Source organism: Streptomyces sp. adm13(2018), from assembly GCF_008042145.1.
Lineage (GTDB): Bacteria > Actinomycetota > Actinomycetes > Streptomycetales > Streptomycetaceae > Streptomyces.
This window is the reverse complement of sequence record NZ_RDBH01000113.1, coordinates 347,968-367,789: the sequence shown is the minus strand read 5'-3', so window position 1 is coordinate 367,789 and position 19,822 is coordinate 347,968. Positions and strand designations below refer to the sequence as shown.

General features: G+C 73.1%; 16 protein-coding genes and 1 pseudogene. 10 read left to right on the top strand and 7 right to left on the bottom strand.

The window, feature by feature from the left end; all coding sequences use genetic code 11:
* Positions 1–216: 216 nt before the first annotated feature.
* Positions 217–1,272 (bottom strand): hypothetical protein, encoded by a 1,056-nt coding sequence (locus EAO70_RS11695; protein WP_187283845.1) that lies wholly within the window; start codon positions 1,270–1,272, stop codon positions 217–219.
* 151 nt (positions 1,273–1,423) lie between these two features.
* Complete coding sequence (locus EAO70_RS11690; protein ID WP_148002913.1) at positions 1,424–1,972, bottom strand: hypothetical protein; 549 nt, start codon at positions 1,970–1,972, stop codon at positions 1,424–1,426.
* A 947-nt stretch (positions 1,973–2,919) separates the two neighbouring features.
* Between EAO70_RS11690 and EAO70_RS39095 the strand changes: the two are divergent.
* A pseudogene (locus EAO70_RS39095) lies at positions 2,920–3,106 on the top strand (transposase family protein); the annotation flags it as partial.
* A 74-nt stretch (positions 3,107–3,180) separates the two neighbouring features.
* Here EAO70_RS39095 and EAO70_RS11680 read toward each other — a convergent pair.
* Entirely contained in the window at positions 3,181–3,588 is a 408-nt protein-coding gene (locus tag EAO70_RS11680; RefSeq protein ID WP_148002912.1) for a VOC family protein, read from the bottom strand.
* A gap of 272 nt (positions 3,589–3,860) precedes the next feature.
* Here EAO70_RS11680 and EAO70_RS11675 point away from each other — a divergent pair, with 272 nt between their 5' ends.
* From EAO70_RS11675 to EAO70_RS11660, 4 genes are all read left to right on the top strand, one after another.
* Positions 3,861–4,496 (top strand): nucleoside/nucleotide kinase family protein, encoded by a 636-nt coding sequence (locus EAO70_RS11675; protein ID WP_187283844.1) that lies wholly within the window; start codon positions 3,861–3,863, stop codon positions 4,494–4,496.
* A 44-nt stretch (positions 4,497–4,540) separates the two neighbouring features.
* Positions 4,541–5,074: a tetratricopeptide repeat protein gene (locus tag EAO70_RS11670; RefSeq protein ID WP_148002910.1), complete on the top strand. Its 534-nt coding sequence runs from the start codon at positions 4,541–4,543 to the stop codon at positions 5,072–5,074.
* A 129-nt stretch (positions 5,075–5,203) separates the two neighbouring features.
* Positions 5,204–6,163 (top strand): hypothetical protein, encoded by a 960-nt coding sequence (locus tag EAO70_RS11665; RefSeq protein ID WP_148002909.1) that lies wholly within the window; start codon positions 5,204–5,206, stop codon positions 6,161–6,163.
* A 77-nt stretch (positions 6,164–6,240) separates the two neighbouring features.
* Complete coding sequence (locus EAO70_RS11660) at positions 6,241–7,404, top strand: aminopeptidase P family protein (protein WP_148002908.1); 1,164 nt, start codon at positions 6,241–6,243, stop codon at positions 7,402–7,404.
* 37 nt (positions 7,405–7,441) lie between these two features.
* Here the strand turns inward: EAO70_RS11660 and treZ are convergent, their stop codons facing one another.
* Positions 7,442–9,193, bottom strand: coding sequence for a malto-oligosyltrehalose trehalohydrolase (gene treZ / locus EAO70_RS11655; RefSeq protein ID WP_148002907.1), 1,752 nt, complete (start codon positions 9,191–9,193; stop codon positions 7,442–7,444).
* 61 nt (positions 9,194–9,254) lie between these two features.
* The gene (locus EAO70_RS11650; protein WP_148003022.1) at positions 9,255–10,220 is read right to left on the bottom strand and encodes a GNAT family N-acetyltransferase; all 966 of its coding nucleotides are present in this window, start codon (positions 10,218–10,220) and stop codon (positions 9,255–9,257) included.
* A gap of 192 nt (positions 10,221–10,412) precedes the next feature.
* Here EAO70_RS11650 and EAO70_RS11645 point away from each other — a divergent pair, with 192 nt between their 5' ends.
* From EAO70_RS11645 to EAO70_RS11635, 3 genes are all read left to right on the top strand, one after another.
* Complete coding sequence (locus tag EAO70_RS11645; RefSeq protein WP_148002906.1) at positions 10,413–10,961, top strand: DUF1707 and FHA domain-containing protein; 549 nt, start codon at positions 10,413–10,415, stop codon at positions 10,959–10,961.
* Between the two features lie 132 nt (positions 10,962–11,093).
* Positions 11,094–12,230: a cytochrome P450 gene (locus EAO70_RS11640; RefSeq protein WP_148002905.1), complete on the top strand. Its 1,137-nt coding sequence runs from the start codon at positions 11,094–11,096 to the stop codon at positions 12,228–12,230.
* An 83-nt stretch (positions 12,231–12,313) separates the two neighbouring features.
* Positions 12,314–12,805 carry a hypothetical protein gene (locus tag EAO70_RS11635; protein ID WP_148002904.1) on the top strand — a complete coding sequence of 164 codons (492 nt, stop codon included), beginning with the start codon at positions 12,314–12,316 and terminating at the stop codon, positions 12,803–12,805.
* Positions 12,806–12,868: 63 nt separating this feature from the next.
* Here the strand turns inward: EAO70_RS11635 and treY are convergent, their stop codons facing one another.
* Complete coding sequence (treY, locus tag EAO70_RS11630; protein ID WP_148002903.1) at positions 12,869–15,229, bottom strand: malto-oligosyltrehalose synthase; 2,361 nt, start codon at positions 15,227–15,229, stop codon at positions 12,869–12,871.
* 90 nt (positions 15,230–15,319) lie between these two features.
* Between treY and EAO70_RS11625 the strand changes: the two genes are divergently transcribed.
* Complete coding sequence (locus EAO70_RS11625; RefSeq protein WP_148003021.1) at positions 15,320–16,552, top strand: MFS transporter; 1,233 nt, start codon at positions 15,320–15,322, stop codon at positions 16,550–16,552.
* On the opposite strand, the gene glgX is transcribed toward EAO70_RS11625, so the two are convergent.
* Entirely contained in the window at positions 16,521–18,641 is a 2,121-nt protein-coding gene (gene glgX, locus EAO70_RS11620) for a glycogen debranching protein GlgX (protein ID WP_148002902.1), read from the bottom strand. The genes EAO70_RS11625 and glgX overlap by 32 nt on opposite strands.
* Positions 18,642–18,831: 190 nt before the next feature.
* Here glgX and EAO70_RS11615 point away from each other — a divergent pair, with 190 nt between their 5' ends.
* Entirely contained in the window at positions 18,832–19,632 is an 801-nt protein-coding gene (locus EAO70_RS11615; protein ID WP_187283856.1) for a Tat pathway signal sequence domain protein, read from the top strand.
* Positions 19,633–19,822 lie beyond the last annotated feature (190 nt).

Sequence of the window (19,822 nt, the reverse complement as noted above, 5' to 3'; positions counted from 1 at the left end):
GGTAGCAGACAGCCACCAGCAGGACCCGGTGGGCCAGCGGCAGACGCCACGGCCGGCCACTACCAGGCCCGTTCCCGCCCCGCTCCCTCACGACCTTCCAGCCTCGCGAACCGATCCATCCGCAAGCCCGTGAACGTCTCCACCCACACCGGCCCAGCCCTCAACACCCCACCCATACAAGCAGAATGCAAAGAACTGAGCCTTCTGCAACACCCTTCAGGCCTTGAGGGCCCCCCAGACTTGCGCTCCGTTGGTCACAGTGAGCGGCTGACGCCTCCGCTCGACCCGTCCGGTCGGGGCGTTGTGTTCCACGAGTTCGCCTGTCCGCTGGTCGAGCAGGAACAGGTTGGAGCCGGACCACATAGCGCCGAGTTCCTGGTCCACGTCTGCGGTCTGCTCGAGGGCGGAGAAAATTCCGAGGTCGCGGCAGGTGCTCTTCTCGAGGTCCAGTACTCCCAGGCGGTTTCCACTGCCGGTACGGATGGTGGTGGCGTACCAGCGACCACCGGCTGCGAGGAGGCCTGTTCCAACGGAGTCTCCTGCTTCGCAGGCCGGTGCGTTCTGCGACTTCTTGGTCTGCGTGTTGTAGACCTTCGTGCAGGATCCACCGGCGCAGTCGTCGGGCCGCCAGATAATCCGATCTGCAAGGGCTGCGACAACGGTGGAATTCTTTGCGACAATCGAGCCGACGGCTCCACTCTTGTCGAGAATGACGACCGAGGTTCGCGCCCGGGTAGCAGTCCCCGAAACCGCTTCATCATGCGTAGTCTGCTGGGCGACGATGCCGCCAGTCGTTTGAGCGACGGGCTGCACGCCGCAGGGCAGAGGGAGGACTCGGCGCGCGGGACGGCCCGACGTTTCATGTTCGGTGATGGTGTACCTGGCCCGAACCGTTGTGGGCACTTCATCGCCCGGGCAGGCTATTGCCCTAGCCTGTTCCGTAACCGTCCACACCTTGGCGGCGTCGACGCTGGGGAACCACGCGGTCGCCTGGGCGAGGAGAGTGGCTTTACCGGGCTCAGCGGGCGAGATGGCAACGGCGCCGCCATCGCGGATGCCTACTATGTCACCGGACTGCAGCTGACTCGGGGATGTGAGCCGGTAGGTGTCGAGTGTCTCAGTGCCTTCCGGTCGATATCCGACAATCTCGGGCTTGGAGTCGAACTCTTCGAGGACCGCGATTTCGCCGCCGAGGTCTAGCACAATGCCCTTGGCTGGCTTCTCGTCGGGGCTGTCTTGCGAACAGCCGGTAGCGGCGACAAGCGTCAGCAAGGTGAGTGCGGAAACTGCCGCAGTACGTCCATAGCGGGCATCCCGCACAATGCGCTGGGTTGGAGTCATCGCACATCCCCCGGATGGTTGGTAGTTGATGTTCTGGCCGTGCGGTGGGAACGGCTGGTCACGCCGTCCCCACCGCAGTCTGTCAGGGCTTCGGCGTACAGGCGCTGCTGGCGACGCATTCCGAGTAGAACGGGTAGGCGGTGATGCCCCACAGCGTCCCGACGTTGCCGAGCTTCCTGGCCCCGCAGCTCGCCGTGTCCTGCCACCTCTCCACGACGAACTTTCGCCGCTCGATCTTCGGAGTGGTGTACCCGTACTTGCCGCCCGGAACGTTCATCGTGTTGGCGAAGCCCACTCCCTTCGCTGTCGAGTTGGTGATCTCGTAGCTGGTCTTGGCTTCGACCTCTGCGATGCCGAAGCTGAGGCTCCCGCCCAGCTCGACTCCCCACGTGGTCTGCTTCGTCGTCGTCGTCGTCAAGTCGTAGCGCAGAATCGCCGTTGTCGAGCTGGCGTTGCGCTTGCCGGCGGTGTTGCCGATCGACTCGTACGTGGGTGCGAATGAGACGACCTTGTTCCAGACGTCCGGAGGGCAAGCCTCCGGACCCCGGGCGTCAGCAGATGCACTGGGCGCCAGCAGCAGACCGAGGCCGAGCGTCAGCGAGCCGACGATCGCTCCCCCGCGGACAGACATATGCACGATTTTGCCCTCCCGTTTCGCCTTCGCCCTGCTGGACGAATGCGTCCTCCAGAGGGAATCACCACCTAGTCGGCGGCGAAAGCGAATTGAGGTTCATCTGAGACTGCCATGGTTCGAATGAGCCAGGTGCATCTAGGTCATTTGCCGCACATTCAAGAGATAGCATGCAGGCGCTTGTACCGAGAATCCTTGGCGCCGCCGAAAGTGATGGGCAACATTCCGCCTCCTCTGCCTGTCGTCGGCGCAACTCGGCATACTCGCGTTAACTGTCAAGATTTAGCTGCTGAATAGGCGGACATATAACCCCCTAGGGGGCAATCTGCGCCGTATCGATCGGGCTACACCTTCGTTGGCCTCCAGCCTGATGAGCGAATGATCCATGCTTTCGCTCCCGCCGACCTCGATGTGTCGTAGTTGGTTGAGACGCAGTCAGCACAGGGTGAGGGCCGGCCAGGCGTAGGCGGCGAGAAATCGGCGTGGTTGCCGTCCTCGCGGAGTGTGTGAGGGCGGGGCTGGAGAGCCCGCTCTGATCTACCAGGACAGGATCCTGTGCGTCCGATCCACCTGGAGCTGTGCCGACGGCGGTGACAACGACGCGAGCCGCGTCCGGGAGGACGCTCACCTGCTGGCGGAATGGACCAGAGAATGCATGGCCGCCCACGGACCACACTGGCAGAACATCCCGCCCAAGCAGCTCAGGCCACGTGGCACCAACCGGTGTCGGGGCTTTCGGAGCCGCTCCGACTGAATCCCGCCCGGCGGTGCCCGTCCGTGGAGCAGATGCCGCCGCCGGGCCCGGGTGGCAGTGGAACCGGGCTTGGCCCCTGCGCTCCCGGGCAGAGCCGAGGGCGGGCCCAGGCGATGATCAGGCGGGTCTCTGCGGCGATGATGATCTGAACGTTCGCCGGGAACCGGCAGTCGCGGTGCCCGCTCTGGCAGCGGGCACGACGGTGATCGGGGACGGCGCCTACCTCGGCACCGGCCTGATGGTCCCGCACCGCAAGAGAGCCGGCCGCCCCCTCCTGCGGGCAGGAGGAGGACAACGCCGAACACCGACGCGTCCGTGCCTGCGTCGAGCGCACCCTCGCCCAGATGAAGAACGGGAAGATCCTGCGCGACTGCCGCCAGACCCGAGTGCCTCGGCGACGTGGCGAGGTGCGGTGCCGGGTGCCGCAGGTCAGTCAAGATCCGGAAGAGACGGCCTAGGCGGGCTGGAGGAGGTCCCAGCGGTTGCCGTACAGGTCCTCGAAGACGGCGACGGAGCCGTAGGGCTCGTGGCGGGGGTCCTCCAGGAAGGTGACGCCCGCCTCCGTCATCCGCGCGTGGTCGCGGGCGAAGTCCTCGGTGTGCAGGAAGAAGCCGACGCGGCCGCCCGTCTGGTTGCCGACGGAGGCCTCCTCGGTGTCGTTCTTGGCGCGGGCAAGCAGCAGGCCCACGTTCCCGAGCCCCCCGACGCCGCCCGCGTCGGCGGGCGGGCGGACGACGACCCAGCGGTTGCCGTTGCCCCGGTCGGTGTCCTCGACGAGGTCGAAGCCGAGGGCGTCGGTGTAGAAGGCGATGGCCTCGTCGTAGTCACGGACGACGAGGGTCACGAGTGCGATGGACGGCATTACCCCAAAGTAATACGTGGAAGGGGCAGGAATCTATCCGCGTCGACCCGTGTCGACCCGTGCACGACCCTTGCCGTGGAAGGCCCCGAACGAGGGTCCGGAGAGGGCCGGACGAGGGTCGGGAACGGGGGCCGGAGCCCCCGGGCCGGGCCCGAACCGGGGCCTACCTGCCCGGGCCCGGGCAGCGCCGGCCCGGAGGGGGCGGCTCGCGGGCGCCGGGCCCGGCGATGCGGTGGGCCGGGCCCCGCACGGCCCGTCCGTGGGGTGTGACAATGCCCTGCATGGACGCGCAGCAGTTCGACCGGCTCCTCGCCCGGGCGCGAGGGCTCGTCGCGCCGCCCGCCCGTCGGATCCTGGGGCTCGCCGGGCCGCCCGGTGCGGGGAAGTCCACCCTCGCCGCCCGGCTCGTCGACGGGCTCGACGGGCTCGCCGTCCTCGTCCCCATGGACGGCTTCCACCTCGCCCAGGCCGAACTGGAACGCCTCGGCCGGGCGGCCAGGAAGGGCGCGCCCGACACCTTCGACACCGCCGGCTACCTCGCGCTCCTCGCCCGCCTGCGCGCCCCCGCGCCCGGCACCACCGTCTACGCCCCCGCGTTCGACCGCACCCTGGAGGAGCCGGTGGCCGGGGCGGTACCCGTGGGCCCCGAGGTCCCGCTCGTCGTCACCGAGGGCAACTACCTCCTCCACGACGAGGGCGACTGGGCCGGCGTCCTGCCGCTCCTCGACGAGGCCTGGTACCTCGACCTGGACGCCCGGCACCGCGTCCCCCGGCTCGTCGACCGCCACGTCCGCCACGGCAAGGACCGCGGCCGCGCCGAACGCTGGGTCCACGACTCCGACGAGCCCAACGCCCGCCTGATCGCCCGCGGCCGCGACCGCGCCCACCTCGTCGTCCCGATGACCTGACACCGCCCCCGCATGCCGCGGGCCGCGCTGGATAGGCTGCCGCCATGACCACCCCTCAGGAACTGCCCGACTGGGAGCGGCGCGTCGCCGCCCTGTGGGAGCGGCTCGACGCGCACGAGCCCGCCGACTTCCGGGCCCGGGCGGCCGCCCTCGCCGCCGAGCGCCCCGCCGACGACGCGGCCGCCCTCTTCGAGCTGGGCGCCGCCCACGACTCCACCGGGCAGCCGGACGAGGCCGTCCGCCTCTACCGGCAGGCCCTCGACCAGGGCCTCACCGGGCTGCGCCGCCGGCGGGCCGTCATCCAGCTCGCCAGCAGCCTGCGCAACCTCGGCCGCCCCGACCGCAGCGTCGAACTCCTCACCGCCGAGCGGGCCATCCCCGCCGACCGGCTCGACGCCGACGAGACCGCGCTCTCCGGCGCCGTCGACGCCTTCCTCGCCCTGGCCCTCGCCGACACCGGCCGCGACCGCGAGGCCGCCTCCCTCGCCCTCGGCGCCCTCGCGCCCCTGCTGCCCCGGTACAACCGCTCCCTCGCCCACTACGCGCAGGCCCTCCTCACCGCCCCCGACGGGTCCTGACGCCGGGCTCCCGCCCGACCGGCCCACGGGCCGAACCGGGAAGCCCGGTGGCCGAGTTCACCCGACGGCTCAAGAGCGGACACCCGCAGTCGCTACCCTGAGCGCAACGGCGACGGAAGGCGGGCGGGCGTGGCGTGGTTGCGACGAGGACCCAGGCGGGACGGCGACGACGCACCGAGGGACCCCGGGTTCACGTACTTCTCGCAGCGTGAGGCCGCGATCTTCCGGGGACGCGTCCGGGAGACCTTCGCCGAACTCGGCCTGGAGGTCAGCGTCTACGCCGACCACGTCGTCGACGACAAGGGCCGCCGCTTCGGCCTCGGGAACCTCGCCGCCGTCTGCCACCAGGACCGCCGCGGCCCCCGCGTCTGGCCCGGCATGATCGACCGCCACATCGGACTGGTCGTCCGCGCCATGGACGGCCCCTCCGCCCTCGACACCCTGCCGCCCGAGCAGATCCGCTCCCAGCTGTACCCGCGGGTCGTCAGCGGCGACGGCATCGACGCCGCCGCCTTCGGGTACGCCCGTACCGTCGCCCCCGGCCTGTACGAGATCCTCGCCCTCGACCTGCCGGAGAGCGTCATGATGCTCACCGACGAGGCGCTGGAACGGCTCGGCGACCACGCCCAGCTGCGCGACCGGGCCCTGCGCAACCTGCGCGGGCTGCCCGTCGAGGAGCACGAGACCGTCCGCGACGCCGACGGCATGTGCTTCGAGATCATCCTCGGCGACTCCTTCTACACCGCGAGCCGCGTCCTCGACCTGGAGGGCGTGGCCCGCCGGGTCACCGGGCTGCCGCTCGGCGAACACGGCGCCCTCGTCGCGATGCCCTTCCGGCACCAGCTCGCCTTCCACCCCATCCGCGACACCACGATCATCCCCGCCCTCGGCGCGATGGCCTCCTTCGCCGCCTCCGGGTACGAGGACACGCCGGGCGCCATCAGCCCGTACGTCTTCTGGTGGCACGGCGGCACCCTCACCCAGCTCAGCGAGCACGACGAGGAACGGGGGGACCTGCGGATCGTCGTCGGCGACGACTTCCAGGAACTCCTGGAACGGCTCATCGCGCAGGGCCCCGACCTCCGCTGAGCGGTCGCGGCCGGAGACCGGCCCCGGCAGGATTGCGGTACGCCGAGGACGCCGCGGACGCCCCGAAGGAGACCCCCATGCCCAGCAGCCCCGCACCCGAAGCGGCCGACGCGCGGGGCGACGCCCCCGTGCCGTTCACCGCGGACGACTACCGGGCCCGCATGGCCCGCGCCGCCGCTTCCGCCGCCGACGCTGGACTCGCGGGCGTGATCGTCGCCCCCGGCCCCGACCTCGTCTACCTCACCGGATACCAGCCCACCGCCATCACCGAACGGCTCACCGCCCTCGTGATCGCCCCCGGCCGGGACCCCGTCCTCGTCGTCCCCACCCTGGAGGCCCCCGACGCCGAGCGGGCCGCCGGAGCCGCCGCGCTCACCCTGCGGGACTGGACCGACGGCAAGGACCCGTACGCCGTCACCGCGCCCCTCCTCGACGCCGACGGCCGGTTCGGCGTCAGCGACAACGCCTGGGCCATGCACCTCCTCGGCCTCCAGCAGGCCCTCCCGGGAACCACGTACGTCTCCCTCACCGAGGCCCTGCCGATGCTCCGCGGCGTCAAGGACGCCCACGAACTCGCCCGGATCGCGGCCGCCGGGGCCGCCGCCGACCGGGCGTACGGCGAGATCCTCGGGGTCCGCTTCGCCGGACGCCGGGAGACCGACGTCGCCGCCGACCTGGCCGCCCTGCTGCTGCGCTTCGGGCACTCCCAGGTCGACTTCACCGTCGTCGGCTCGGGCCCCAACGGCGCCAACCCGCACCACGAGGCCGGGGACCGGGTCATCGAGCGCGGCGACATGGTCGTCCTCGATTTCGGCGGCCTCAAGCACGGCTACGGCTCCGACACCACCCGCACGGTCCACGTCGGCCCGCCGACCGACGAGGAGCGGCGGATCCACGAGCTCGTCCGCGAGGCCCAGCAGGCCGGGTTCGAGGCCGTACGGCCCGGGGTGGCGTGCCAGGACGTCGACCGGGCGGCCCGCAAGGTCATCACGGACGCCGGCTACGGCGAGTACTTCATCCACCGCACCGGCCACGGCATCGGCGTCACCACCCACGAACCGCCCTACATGATCGAGGGCGAGGAACTCCCGATCGTGCCCGGCATGTGCTTCTCCATCGAGCCCGGCGTCTACCTCCCCGGCCGCTTCGGCGTCCGCATCGAGGACATCGTCACGGCGACCGAGGACGGCGCGGGGCACCGCTTCAACAACACCCCGCACGCGATGGCGATCGTGGAGTAAGGAGCCGGGGCCGCCCCCGCCGCCCCCGCCGCCCCGGTCAGCCGTCCGTCAGGACGACGGCCGACTCGGCGGGGAGCCGCAGGATCCCGTCCGCCGCCGGGGCCTCGACCGGCTCCCAGGCGGCCAGCACCTTGTCGCGGCCGTTGGAGCCGAGCGGGATCACCGCGGGCTCCTTGCCCAGGTTGACCGCCACCCGCAGGACCCCGCGCCGGAACACCAGCCAGCGGGCCTCCTCGTCGAAGGCGGCCTTCACCCCCGCCAGGTCCGGGTCCGTCAGGTCCGGCAGCGTGCGGCGGAGCGCGATGAGCTCGCGGTGCCAGGTGAGCAGCCGCCGGTGCGGGTCCCGCTCACGCTCGGACCGGTCGAGGACGGAACGGTCGCGGGTGGCGGCCTCCTGCGGGTCGGGGACCTCGTTCTCGTCCCAGCCGTGCTCCGCGAACTCCCGCCGCCTGCCCCGCCGTACGGCCTCCGCCAGCTCCGGGTCGGTGTGGTCGGTGAAGTACTGCCAGGGGGTGCCCGCCCCCCACTCCTCGCCCATGAAGAGCATCGGCACCGACGGCCCGGTCAGGACCAGGGTCGCCGCGCAGGCCAGCAGCCCGGGGGAGAGGGAGGCCGAGAGGCGGTCGCCCAGCGCTCGGTTCCCGATCTGGTCGTGGGTCTGCGCGTACCCGAGGAAGCGGTGGGCGGGGGTCCGCTCGCGGTCCACCGGACGCCCGTGCCGGCGCCCCCGGAACGCCGACCAGGTGCCGTCGTGGAAGAAGACATGGGTGAGGGTCTTCGCGAGCGCGGCCATCGGCGCCCGCGCGAAGTCCGCGTAGTAGCCCTGGGCCTCACCGGTCAGCGCCGTGTGCAGGGAGTGGTGGAAGTCGTCGTTCCACTGGGCGTGGACACCGAGCCCGCCGAGCCCCCGCGGGGTCGTCGTCCGCGGGTCGCCCTGGTCGGACTCGGCGATCAGGAAGTGCGGGCGGCCCTGCTCCCTCGCCAGCTCGTCGACGGCCGCCGACAGCTCCTCCAGGAAGGTCAGCGCCCGGGTGTCCGCGAGCGCGTGCACCGCGTCGAGCCGCAGCCCGTCGATCCGGTGGTCCCGCAGCCAGGCGAGCGCGCTGTCCCGGAAGTACGCGCGGACCTCGTCCGAGCCGGGCGCGTCCAGGTTCACCGCCGCGCCCCACGGCGTGTGGTGGGTCTCCGTGAAGTACGGCCCGAAGGAAGGGAGATGGTTGCCGTCAGGACCGAGGTGGTTGTGCACGACGTCCAGGACGACGCCCATGCCGAGGCCGTGCGCCGTGTCCACGAACCGCTTCAGCGCCTCCGGACCGCCGTACGGCTCGTGCACCGCCCACGGCGCCACCCCGTCGTAGCCCCAGCCCCACACCCCGGGGAACGGGCACAGCGGCATCAGCTCCACATGGGTGATGCCGAGGCCCGCGAGCTCCCCCAGGTGCGCGGCGGCCGCGTCCAGGGTGCCCTCGGGAGTGAAGGTGCCGACGTGCAGCTCGTACAGGACGGCGCCGCGGAGCCGCAGCTTCGGCGACTCGTTCCGCCAGACGTACGCCGAGTGGTCCACGACCGCGCTCAGCCCGTCGGGACCGTCGGGCTGCCGCCGGGAGCGCGGGTCGGGCAGCAGCGGCCCGCCGTCGAGCGCGAAGCCGTACCGGTCGCCGTCCTCGGCGGGGACGACGCCCGTCCACCAGCCTTCCCGCTCGGCGTCCCGCTCCAGGGGGTGCGAGGAGCCGTTCAGCTCCAGCGTCACCCGGTCACGGGCGTTCGGCGCCCACACCTCGAAGAGCACGGGGATCCCCTCGTCGACGGACCGGCCGCGGCACGGCCGGCTACCGCGACCATCCTGGCAGTCAGGACCCCGCCACGCCCGGTGTGTCCCACACGTAGTTGACGGCCCGCTCGAAGGTGACGTAGCCCGCCCGGGCGAACGCGGCCGCCATCGGGACGTTGCCCAGGTCCGTCGCCGCCCGGATCCGCGGGACGTCGACGGCGGCGAGGACGCGCGTGCCCTCCGCCAGGACGTCGTCGATGTAGCCGTGGCCGCGGTGGGCGGGCAGCACGCCGACGTACGCGATCGTGTGGTGGTAGTTGTTCCGCGCGGGCACGACGAAGCCGACCGGTTCGCCGGTCTCCGGGAGCTGCGCCACCCGCCACCACTCCCGCGGCGAGGCGTACCGCGCCAACTCCTCGTCGTAGTGCTGCTCCGCGGCCTCGCGGGCGGAGAGACCGGACGCCAGATCGGCTTGGCCGTGCGCGTCGAGCGTGCCCTCCATGACCGGGGTCATCAGCGCCACCAGGTCCTCACGGTCCCGCACCGGGCGGAACTTCAGCCGGCCCTTCGGCTCCGGCACGGGAGTGCCGGGGCGCCACTCCAGGCGCAGCCGCTCCACGAGCGGGCGGGCGCCCGCCGCCACCAGGACACCGAAGACGGACTCCAGGAGGGAGCGGGTCTCCGGCCGCTCGCGCCAGTCCGCCGGCATGAAGCGGCCGAACTCCGGGGGCTGCGTGCCCGCCGGGACGACGGCCGCGCTCGCGGTCTCCAGGAGCCGCAGGCCCACCTCGGCGCGCTCCGCCTCCGACAGCTCCGGGGCGAGGTCCAGGAAGTCGAGGACCTGCGGCGCCCCGCCGGCCGCGTTCGTCCACCAGGAGAGCCGGCCGAGGAGCCGGTCGCCGTCGAGGGCGACCCACATCCACCCGGGGACGCGGCGGCCGGTGGCGAGGTCGTCGGCGACCTCGTGGTCGAGCGAGTAGCTGAGGCGGAGGAACAGGTCGAGTTCCTCGGGCCCGGCGAGCGGACGTATGACGAGCCCGGGCACGAGAGCCGCGCTGTCGGTGGTGCTGGTGGTGCTGGTGGTGCTCGACGGAGACGTGGTCACGTCGTGTTTCTCCCTGGGGACGGGTGCGGTGGAGTCGGCAGACCGTAGCAGCGGACACCGCCGACGGGGTACGGAGTTTCCTCCGAGGGACCCTTCTGGACACTGCGGGCCCGTCGGAAGGACAATCGAGAGGTGACGACCCCTTTCGAGCTTCCGGCGAACACCCCTCGGCTGACCGACGCCGAGCGGGACCGCGCGCTGGTGCTGCTCCGTGAGGGCGCCGCCCAGGGCCGCCTCTCCCACGACACGTTCCTCTACCGCATGGAGCGCGCGCTCCAGGCCCGGCGCCCCGACGAACTCGCCCTGCTCACCGCCGACCTGAGGACCGAGGGCACCTGGACCCGCCGGGCGGTGGGCGCGGTCGAGCGGATGTCGGCGTTCACCGCCCGGCTGGGACGCGCCTGGTCCGCGGAGCGCCTGCCGAAGCTGCTGCTCCCGCTGCCCGGCCCGCACCCGCTGCGCATCGGCCGCGACCCGGTCAACGGCCTCCGCCTCAGCCACGAGACGACCTCCCGGCTGCACGCCGAACTGTCCCTGCAGAGCGGCATGTGGATCCTCCGCGACCTCGGCTCGACGAACGGCACCACCGTCAACGGACGACGGGTCACGGGCGCGGTGGTCGTCCGCTCCGGCGACGTGGTCGGCTTCGGCCAGATGTCCTTCCGCCTCTCGCACGGCTAGTCGCCGTCACCGCCCCTTCTTCACCCGTTCGGCGGTATGCGGCGGGCGGTGGGGCGCGGCCGGTGGTGGGCTGGAGGGACGCGCGCCACCGTCTTCGGCCGCGGCACCCACCGCCGAACGACAGGGGGCGCGATGAGCCACGACCAGCACCGCGAGCCGGGCCGGGGCACCGGGAACGACCTGCCGGAGGCACCGCCCGCGGACCCCTGGACCCGGCTGCCGTCCATGGCACCGGCGACGCCCCCGGCCGACGGCCGCGCGACCACGGGACGCCCGGGCGGCGTGCTCCGGACCGGCCCCGCGTCCCTGCCCGGGCGGGTGCCCACCGCGCACCGCACCGGCGGCCCGCGCGGCGCCGGAGTCGTCGCACCGAGCCCCCTCGACCCCGGCGCCTCACGGGACCCGCACGCGATCCACCGGACCCTGCGCGAGCAGTTCCCGCTCACGTACGACCCGCTCCTGCGGGCCTGGGTCCTCAGCCGGTACGCGGACGTGGCCACCGCCCTGACCGACAGCCGGTTCACGCACGGGCACCGCCCCGGCGACCCGCCCTGCGCGCGGGCCCACGTCGACGTCGACGTGGCGGCCCTGCGCGCGGTCACCGAGCGGACGGCGTACGTCCTGGCCCGCCGGATCGCCGAGCGGCCGCAGGCCGACCTGGTCGCCGAGTTCTGCCACTGGCTGCCCGCCGGGACCGTCGCCGCCGCCGTCGGGGTGCCCTACCGCGACATGATGCGGCTCGTCCGCGGCCGGGCCGCGGGCGCCCTCGCGGGCGAGTGCGGCGGGCAGATCGCCGTACGGGAGAAGGCCCTCGCCTCCTTCCTCGGCAACGTCCTGTCGGACCCGGACCAGGTCGCCGCCCTCCGCGACGCCCCCGCCGGACTCGTGGGCAAGGCCTGGGCCGAGTCCCTGCGCCGCGATCCGCCCGTGCAGATCGCTGTGCGCCGCACCTCCGCCGAGGTCGCGGTCGGCGGCGGCACCGTCCCGGCGGGCGCCCCCGTCGCCCTGTTGGTCGGCTCGGCCGGCCGCGACCCGGAGCGCTTCCGCGAGCCCGACCGGTTCGATCCGTTCCGCGACGACCCGGGCCAACTCACCTACGGCAGCGGCTTCTGCCCGGCCGTGATCCTGGCCGGCCTGGAGGCCGAGTACGCCCTGCGGGCACTGTTCACGGCGATGCCGCGGCTCCGGCTCGCCGACGGCTTCCGCCCGGTGTGGACCGGGCTCATCACCCGGGCGCCGCGGAGCCTGATCGTCCGTCCGGGCGGCTGAACCGCGCCCCCGACCGCTGTTAGGGTGACGTGCGCTCGTCAAGGAGCGCCCATTTCAGTACCACTTTCAACGGGGATTCACACGTGAAGAAGCGTCATGTTCGAGCGATCGCCGTCTTCGGCATCGCGGTCGTCGCCCTGACCGGTGCTCGCGGCTCGCACGGCGGCGGCTGCGGCGGCAGCAGCTCCAGCGGTTCCAGCAGCAGCAACCACAACAGCGACAACGACAGCACCTCCGGTGGCACCTCCGGCGGTTCCGTCTCCGGCGGCTCCAGCAGCGCCGACAAGGCGATCCGCGACGTGACCATCAACGACTGCACCTACGACGCGGCGACCAAGAACCTCGTCGCCCGGGTCACCGTCAAGAACGACAACGCCCTCGACTACGACTACAGCGTCACCGTGAGGTTCAAGGGCGACGCGGGCGGCACCGCGGTCCCGGCGACCGCGACGAAGACCGCCGTCGCGGTCGCCTCCGGCGCCTCCCAGAGCGCCGAGCTGACCACGGCCTACCCGGGCTCCGGCGACGGTTCCGAGTACACCAAGTGCGAGGTCTCGCGAGCCTCCCGCTCCTGATCGTCGTCTTCGGGCGAGGGCCCCCGGGACACTCCCCGGGGCCCTCGGCCGCGTCCGCGCGCCTCAGTCGCGCACGCGCGCCAGCAGTGCCACGGGCCGCTCCGCGAACAGCTCCGCCAGCTTCAGCTCCGTCGCCGGACCGCCGATGAACTCCCGTACCCCGTCCAGGGTGTCGGCCCACCGGCCCTCCGGGAGGACCAGCTCCGTGTCCTGCCAGCCGCCCGCCTCCGCGAGGCGCAGCGGCAGCCGGGTCACCGCCGTGATCACCTCGTCCGACCGGCCGAAGGCCAGGCAGTGGGCCGCCGCGGGCCCCTCGGCCGCCAGCGGGGCGTACCCGTCGCGGGTCCCGAAGGCCGCGGGACGCTCACGGCGCAGCCGCAGCGCCGCCCGTACCAGGGCCGTGTGGTCGTCGTCCGCGCCGACGGCGAACGGCGCCCGGTTGTCCGGATCGACCAGCGCCCGGTACTCGCGCTCCGTGTTCTGGTACAGCTCCGGCACCCCCGGCATCGTCAGCTGGACGAGCAGCGCGCCCAGCGCGTGCGCCCGGATGTGCGGCTCCAGCGCGAAGGCCGCCTCCGAGGCCGCCCGCAGCGGGATGCGCCCCGGACCGGCCGCCGCGAACTCCTCCACCGCCCGCTCGTACTCCGCGTCCGGCTCCGTCCAGCTGGTCCGGAGGCCCGCCTCCCGCACGGACTTGAGGATCGCGGGCCCGAGCCGGTCCGCGTCCGGCGCGCCGAAGCCGAAGGCGGTCTGCCACGCCGTCCAGGCCACGTGCGGGTCCGGCGCCGGCACCCCCGCGACCTCGCCCAGCAGGTCCGCCCACACCTGGGGGCACTGCGAGAGGACCGCGATCGCCGCGCGGACGTCCGCGCTGCGCTTGGTGTCGTGGGTGGACAGCACGGTGCCGGTGCCCGGCCAGTCCCGCGAGATCCGCCCGCAGTACGCGTGGAACTCCTCCACCGACACCGCCGGGCGCCCCGCGTCGCCGCCCACCTCGTTCGCCGAGAGCAGCGGGGTGTACCGGTAGAAGGCCGTGTCCTCCACGGACTTGGCCCGCAGCGCCGAGGAGGTCTGGGCGAACCGGGCCCGGAAGGCCCGGTGTTCGGGCCCGTCGCCGAGCGTCCCGAGCGCCAGGGCCCGTACGACGTCGACCGCCGCGGCCTCCTCCGGCACCGCGAACGCCGCCTTCGCGCCCCGCGCCGCCTCCGGGGTCAGCACCTCCTCACCGCCGGTGCGGTACGGCCGGTACACCGGCATCCGGACCAGGAGCTCGCGGACGGCCGTGCGCAGTGCCCAGGGCGCGTGGTCCCGCAGGGCGGGGTCGGCGGCGCAGACCCGCTCCGCGATCCGGGTCAGGACGGCGGTCTCGGCGGCCAGGTCGTGGCCCACCACCTCGTACGCGGCCCGCCGCTCGGTCGCCTCCCAGCGGCCGCCCCGGTCCCCGGCCCGGGACACCGACTCCCGGTACAGGTCGGCCAGTTCGTCCGCACCGACCGGATCGGTGAACACCCCGTCGACGTGTCGCAGGGCGTCGTACCCGGTGGTGCCGGCCACCGGCCAGCCGGCGGGCAGCACCTCCGGGCCGGTGAGGATCTTCTCGACCACCGTCCAGCAGCGCCCGCCGGTGGCCGCGGAGAGCCGCTCCAGATAGCCCTGCGGGTCGGCCAGACCGTCCGGGTGGTCGATCCGCAGCCCCTGGATCACCCCGTCCCCGACCAGCTCGACGATCTTCGCGTGGGTCGCCGTGAACACCTCGGGGTCCTCCACCCGTACCCCGATCAGCTCCGAGATCGTGAAGAACCGGCGGTAGTTGAGTTCGGTGCGGGCCAGCCGCCACCAGGCGAGCCGGTACCACTGGGCGTCCAGCAGTTCGTCGAGCGGCAGCCCCTCCGTGCCCGGCCGCAGCGGGAAGTCCTGGCCGTCCAGCCGCAGCGAGCCGTCCACCACCTCCAGCCGGTCCCGCACCTCGGGGAGCCGCGCGGGCAGTACCGGCAGCAGCAGCCGGCCGTCCCCCGCGGAGCGGTCGACGTCGAACCAGCGGGCGTACGGCGAGTCGGGACCGTCGCGGAGCACGGCCCGCAGCGCGTGGTTGTGCCGGGCGGAGGCCGCCATGTGGTTGGGCACCAGGTCGACGACGAGGCCGAGACCGTGCGACGCGGCCGTCGCGGCGAGGGACCGCAGCCCCTCCTCGCCGCCCAGCTCGGCGCGCACGGACCGGTGGTCCGTGACGTCGTACCCGTGGGTCGAGCCGGGGACGGCCTCCAGGACCGGGGAGAGGTGGAGGTGGGAGATCCCGAGGGCCGCGAGGTGCGGAGCGGCCCGCTCGGCCGCCGAGAACGGGAAGTCCGGCTGGAGCTGGAGCCGGTAGGTGGCGGTGGGGAACGCGGGAAGGGGCGGGACGGAGCCGGACGGGAGGGAGGTCATGCGAACGTACGTACCCCGCCGGAGGCCTTCTGTGTCATCGCCTCATGCACCCGTTCGTGTACATCGCGTTACGTTCGCCCGATGCTCCGGATGTATCGCGACACCCTCTCCCTGCTCGGCCCCGCGCTGCCGGTCCTCTCCTTCCTCGGCCGGCTGCCCACCGCGATGTGCCAGCTGGGCAGTCTGCTCCTCGTCGCCGAGACGAGTGGCTCCCTCGCCACGGCCGGGCTGGCCGGCGGCGCGCTCGCGGCCGGACAGACCCTCGGAGGGCCCGTCGTCGGACGGCTCAGCGACCGGCACGGCCAGCGCGGGACCGTCCTCGCGGCCTCCCTCGCCAACGCGGTCGCCGTCACCGCCCTGGTCCTGGCCGCGCTCGCGCACGCCCCGACCGGCTGGCTGATGGTCCTCGGCGCGCTCGCCGGGGCGACCGTCCCCCAGGTGGGGCCGCTCGCCCGGACCCGGTCGGTGGCCCTCGCCCGCCGCTCCGGCGCCGACGACCGGACCGTGGGCACCGTGCTCTCCTTCGAGGGCACCCTCGACGAGGTGTCCTTCGTCCTCGGCCCGGCGTTCGTCGGCCTCGCCGCCGCCCTCGCCCATCCGGCCGCCGCGCTGCTCCTCGCGGCCCTCCTGCTCGCGGTCTTCGGCACCGCCTTCGCCCTCCACCCCTCGGCGCGGGCCACCCGTCCGGAGCCGTCGGCGACCACCCGTACGGGCGCCGCCGAACGGACGCGGCTGCCGGGATCCGCGTACGCCCTGCGCGGCGCGATGGTCCTCCAGGGCGCCATGTTCGGCGCCTCACAGGCCGGCATCACCGCCCTCACCGAGCAGCTCGGCGCGCCCGCCCAGGCCGGGCTCGTCTACGCGGCGATGGGGGTGATGAGCGCCGCCGTCGGCCTCTCCATGGCGGCCGTGCCCGACCGGATCGGGCTCGTGACCCGCTGGCGCGCGGCGACCGCGGCGCTCGTCGTGCTCTCCGTGCCGCTGCTGTTCGTCGGCTCGCTCGGCGCCCTGTACGCCGTCGTGGTCGTCCTGGGCGCCGCCTACGCCCCGCACCTGATCACCGTCTTCGGGCTCACCGAGCGGACCGTGCCGGCCGCCCGGCTCGCCGAGTCCATGGCCTTCCTCACCAGCGGGATCGTGGCGGGGCAGGCCCTCGCGCTGGCCGTCTCGGGCCGGCTCGCCGAAGGCCACGGCGCCCCCGCCGCCTTCGCGGTGGCGGTGGGGGCGGCCGCGGCCTGCGCGCTGCTGTCCTGGACGGTCCGGGCGGCGGCGACCCGTCCCGTACGGGACCTCAGGCCGGCCGGCGCAGAACGGTCAGGCTGAGCGGGGCGAGGGTCACCCGCTCACCGCCCGCGAGCTCCGGACCCTCCTGCGGCGGCATGCCCTCCGGGTCGGAGGTGTCCACCACCGTGCGCCAGCGGGTCCCGTGGCTGTCCGGCACGGCGAACTCCAACTCCTTCGACGAGGCGTTGAACATCAACAGGAAGGAGTCGTCGGCGATCCGCTCGCCCTGGGTGCCCGGCTCCGAGATGGCGTTCCCGTTCAGGAAGACGGTCAGCGCCTGCGCGTGCGCCGCCTGCCAGTCGCGGGACGTCATCTCCTCGCCCTCCGGCGTGAACCAGGCGATGTCGGTGAGCTCGTCGTGGGTGCCCTCCACCGGCCGGCCGTGGAAGAAGCGGCGGCGGCGGAAGACCGGGTGCTCCCGGCGCAGCCGCACCATCGCCCGGGTGAAACGGAGCAGCGTCGCCTCCGCCTCGCTGTTCTCCTTCGGCCAGCGCACCCAGGACACCTCGTTGTCCTGGCAGTACGCGTTGTTGTTGCCGCCCTGGGTGCGCCCGAACTCGTCGCCGTGGCTGAGCATCGGCACGCCCTGCGAGAGCATCAGGGTGGCCAGGAAGTTGCGCATCTGACGGGCGCGCAACTCCGCGATGCCGACGTCCTCGCTGTCGCCCTCGGCCCCGCAGTTCCAGGACCGGTTGTGGCTCTCGCCGTCCCGGTTGCCCTCGCCGTTCGCCTCGTTGTGCTTGTCGTTGTACGAGACGAGGTCGCGGAGCGTGAAGCCGTCGTGGCAGGTCACGAAGTTGACCGAGGCCAGCGGCCGCCTCCCGTCGTCCTGGTAGAGGTCGGAGGACCCGGTCAGCCGGGAGGCGAACTCGGCGAGGGTGCGCGGCTCGCCCCGCCACAGGTCCCGCACGCAGTCCCGGTACTTGCCGTTCCACTCGGTCCACAGCGGCGGGAAGTTGCCCACCTGGTAGCCGCCCTCGCCGACGTCCCAGGGCTCGGCGATCAGCTTCACCTGGCTGACCACCGGGTCCTGCTGCACGAGGTCGAAGAACGAGGACAGCCGGTCCACCTCGTGGAACTGCCGGGCCAGGGTGGCCGCCAGGTCGAAGCGGAAGCCGTCCACGTGCATCTCGGTCACCCAGTACCGCAGGCTGTCCATGATCAGCTGGAGCACGTGCGGGGAGCGCATCAGCAGCGAGTTCCCGGTGCCCGTGGTGTCCATGTAGTAGCGGGGGTCGTCCGCGAGCCGGTAGTACGAGGGGTTGTCCAGGCCCCGCATGGAGAGCGTGGGACCCAGGTGGTTGCCCTCCGCGGTGTGGTTGTACACCACGTCGAGGATGACCTCGATGCCCGCCTGGTGCAGGGCGCGTACCGCCGACTTGAACTCCAGGACCTGCTGGCCCCGGTCGCCCCAGGACGCGTAGGCGTTGTGCGGGGCGAAGAACCCGATCGTGTTGTAGCCCCAGTAGTTGGCGAGCCCCGCGTCCACGAGCCGGTGGTCGTTCACGAACTGGTGGACGGGCATCAGTTCGAGCGCCGTCACCCCCAGCTCCTTGAGGTGCCCGATCACCGACGGGTGCGCGAGTCCCGCGTACGTCCCGCGCAGCTCCTCCGGGAGGTCCGGGTGGAGCATCGTCAGGCCCTTCACATGGGCCTCGTAGATCACCGTGTGGTGGTACTCGGTCCGCGGCCGCCGGTCGTCGCCCCAGTCGAAGTACGGGTTGACCACGACCGAGGCCATCGTGTGCGGCCCCGAGTCCAGGTCGTTGCGCGCGTCCGGCTTCCCGAAGTGGTACCCGTACACCGCCTCGCCCCAGTCGACCCGCCCCGACACCGCGCGCGCGTAGGGGTCGAGCAGCAGCTTCGCCGCGTTGCAGCGCAGCCCCTGCTCCGGCGCGTACGGGCCGTGCACACGGAACCCGTACCGCTGGCCGGGCATCACGCCCGGCAGATAGGCATGCCGCACGAACGCGTCGGTCTCGCGGAGCTCCACCGCCGTCTCCGAGCCGTCGTCATGGAGCAGACACAGCTCGATCCTGTGGGCGGCCTCCGAGAAGACCGCGAAGTTGGTTCCCGCACCGTCATAGGTGGCGCCCAAGGGGTACGCCTGTCCCGGCCAGACCTGCATGGATATGACTCTTCCTCATCAGTCCGGGGTCCTGTGGACGTTCTTCGGCCGAATCCTGCCCGAAAGAGGCGCAACCTCCTAGGACTTCGCCCCGTCCTACCGGGTGACCGCGGTCCTGGAGGGGGAATGAGGGGGAAGTGTGTACGAAATAGCACGCCGCCACTTGGGGAAGGTGGTGGCCGGGGCGGCCATGGCGGTGACGGGGACCGCGGTCGCGGTCGCCGTCGGAATGCCGGGCGTCTCCGCGGGACAGGACACGCCCCGGCCGGCCGGAGCCGCCGCGCCGGGCGGCGCGGCGGACCTCGGGGGAGCCGGAGCGGCTGACGGCGCCGGAGCCGCCGGGACGGGGGCCGGGGGGCAGGCGCAGGGCGCCGTGCCGCCCGCGACGGTGGCCCCCGCGGCCGCCGAGGGGAAGAAGGGCGTGGGCAGCGACCCGCTCACCGACGACGAGCTCGCCCGCGCCGAGGCGCTCGCGCTGACCCCGCCGGGCGCCTCCGCCCAGCGGGACGTCGAGGGCGGCCGGGGACCCCAGCACCTGGGCACCGGCCTCGCCGACCCCCGGCCGGGGGACGGCACGCGCCGCGCCGAGGTCCGGCTCTACGACTACGGGCGCGACGAACTCATCACCCGGACCGTCAACCTCGCCACCGGCACGGTCGAGACGTCGGCCGCGCAGCGCGGGGTCCAGCCCTCCGCCCATCCCGAGGAACTGCGCGAGGCCCTCGGACTGATCCTCGCGAGCCCCCTCGGCAAGGGCGTCAAGGAGGACTACCGGGACGCCACCGGCAAGGAACTCGCCTCCACCGCCCAGCTGTGGTTCAACGGCGACGTCTACCGGCCCTACCGCGAGGCGAACGTGCCCGCTCCGCTGAGCCGTTGCGGCGAGCACCGGTGCGTACGGCTCGTCACCAAGGTCCTGAACGGGGCCTGGATCGACACCCGCGACCTGATCGTCGACCTCTCCGCGAGGACCGTCACCCGCGTCGGCTGACCACCGCCGCCGGTCCTCTCCCGCCGCCCCCCGCGGACGGCGGGCCGATCTCCGTACGAGGGAGTACGTCCCCATGCCCACCCCGCTCAGCCCGCCCGACCCGCGCGGCCGGCGCCCCGGGTCCCGGGGCGCCGGCCGCGCGGGTCGGGCGGGCTGAGCGGGGTGGGCATGGGGACGTACTCCCTCGTAC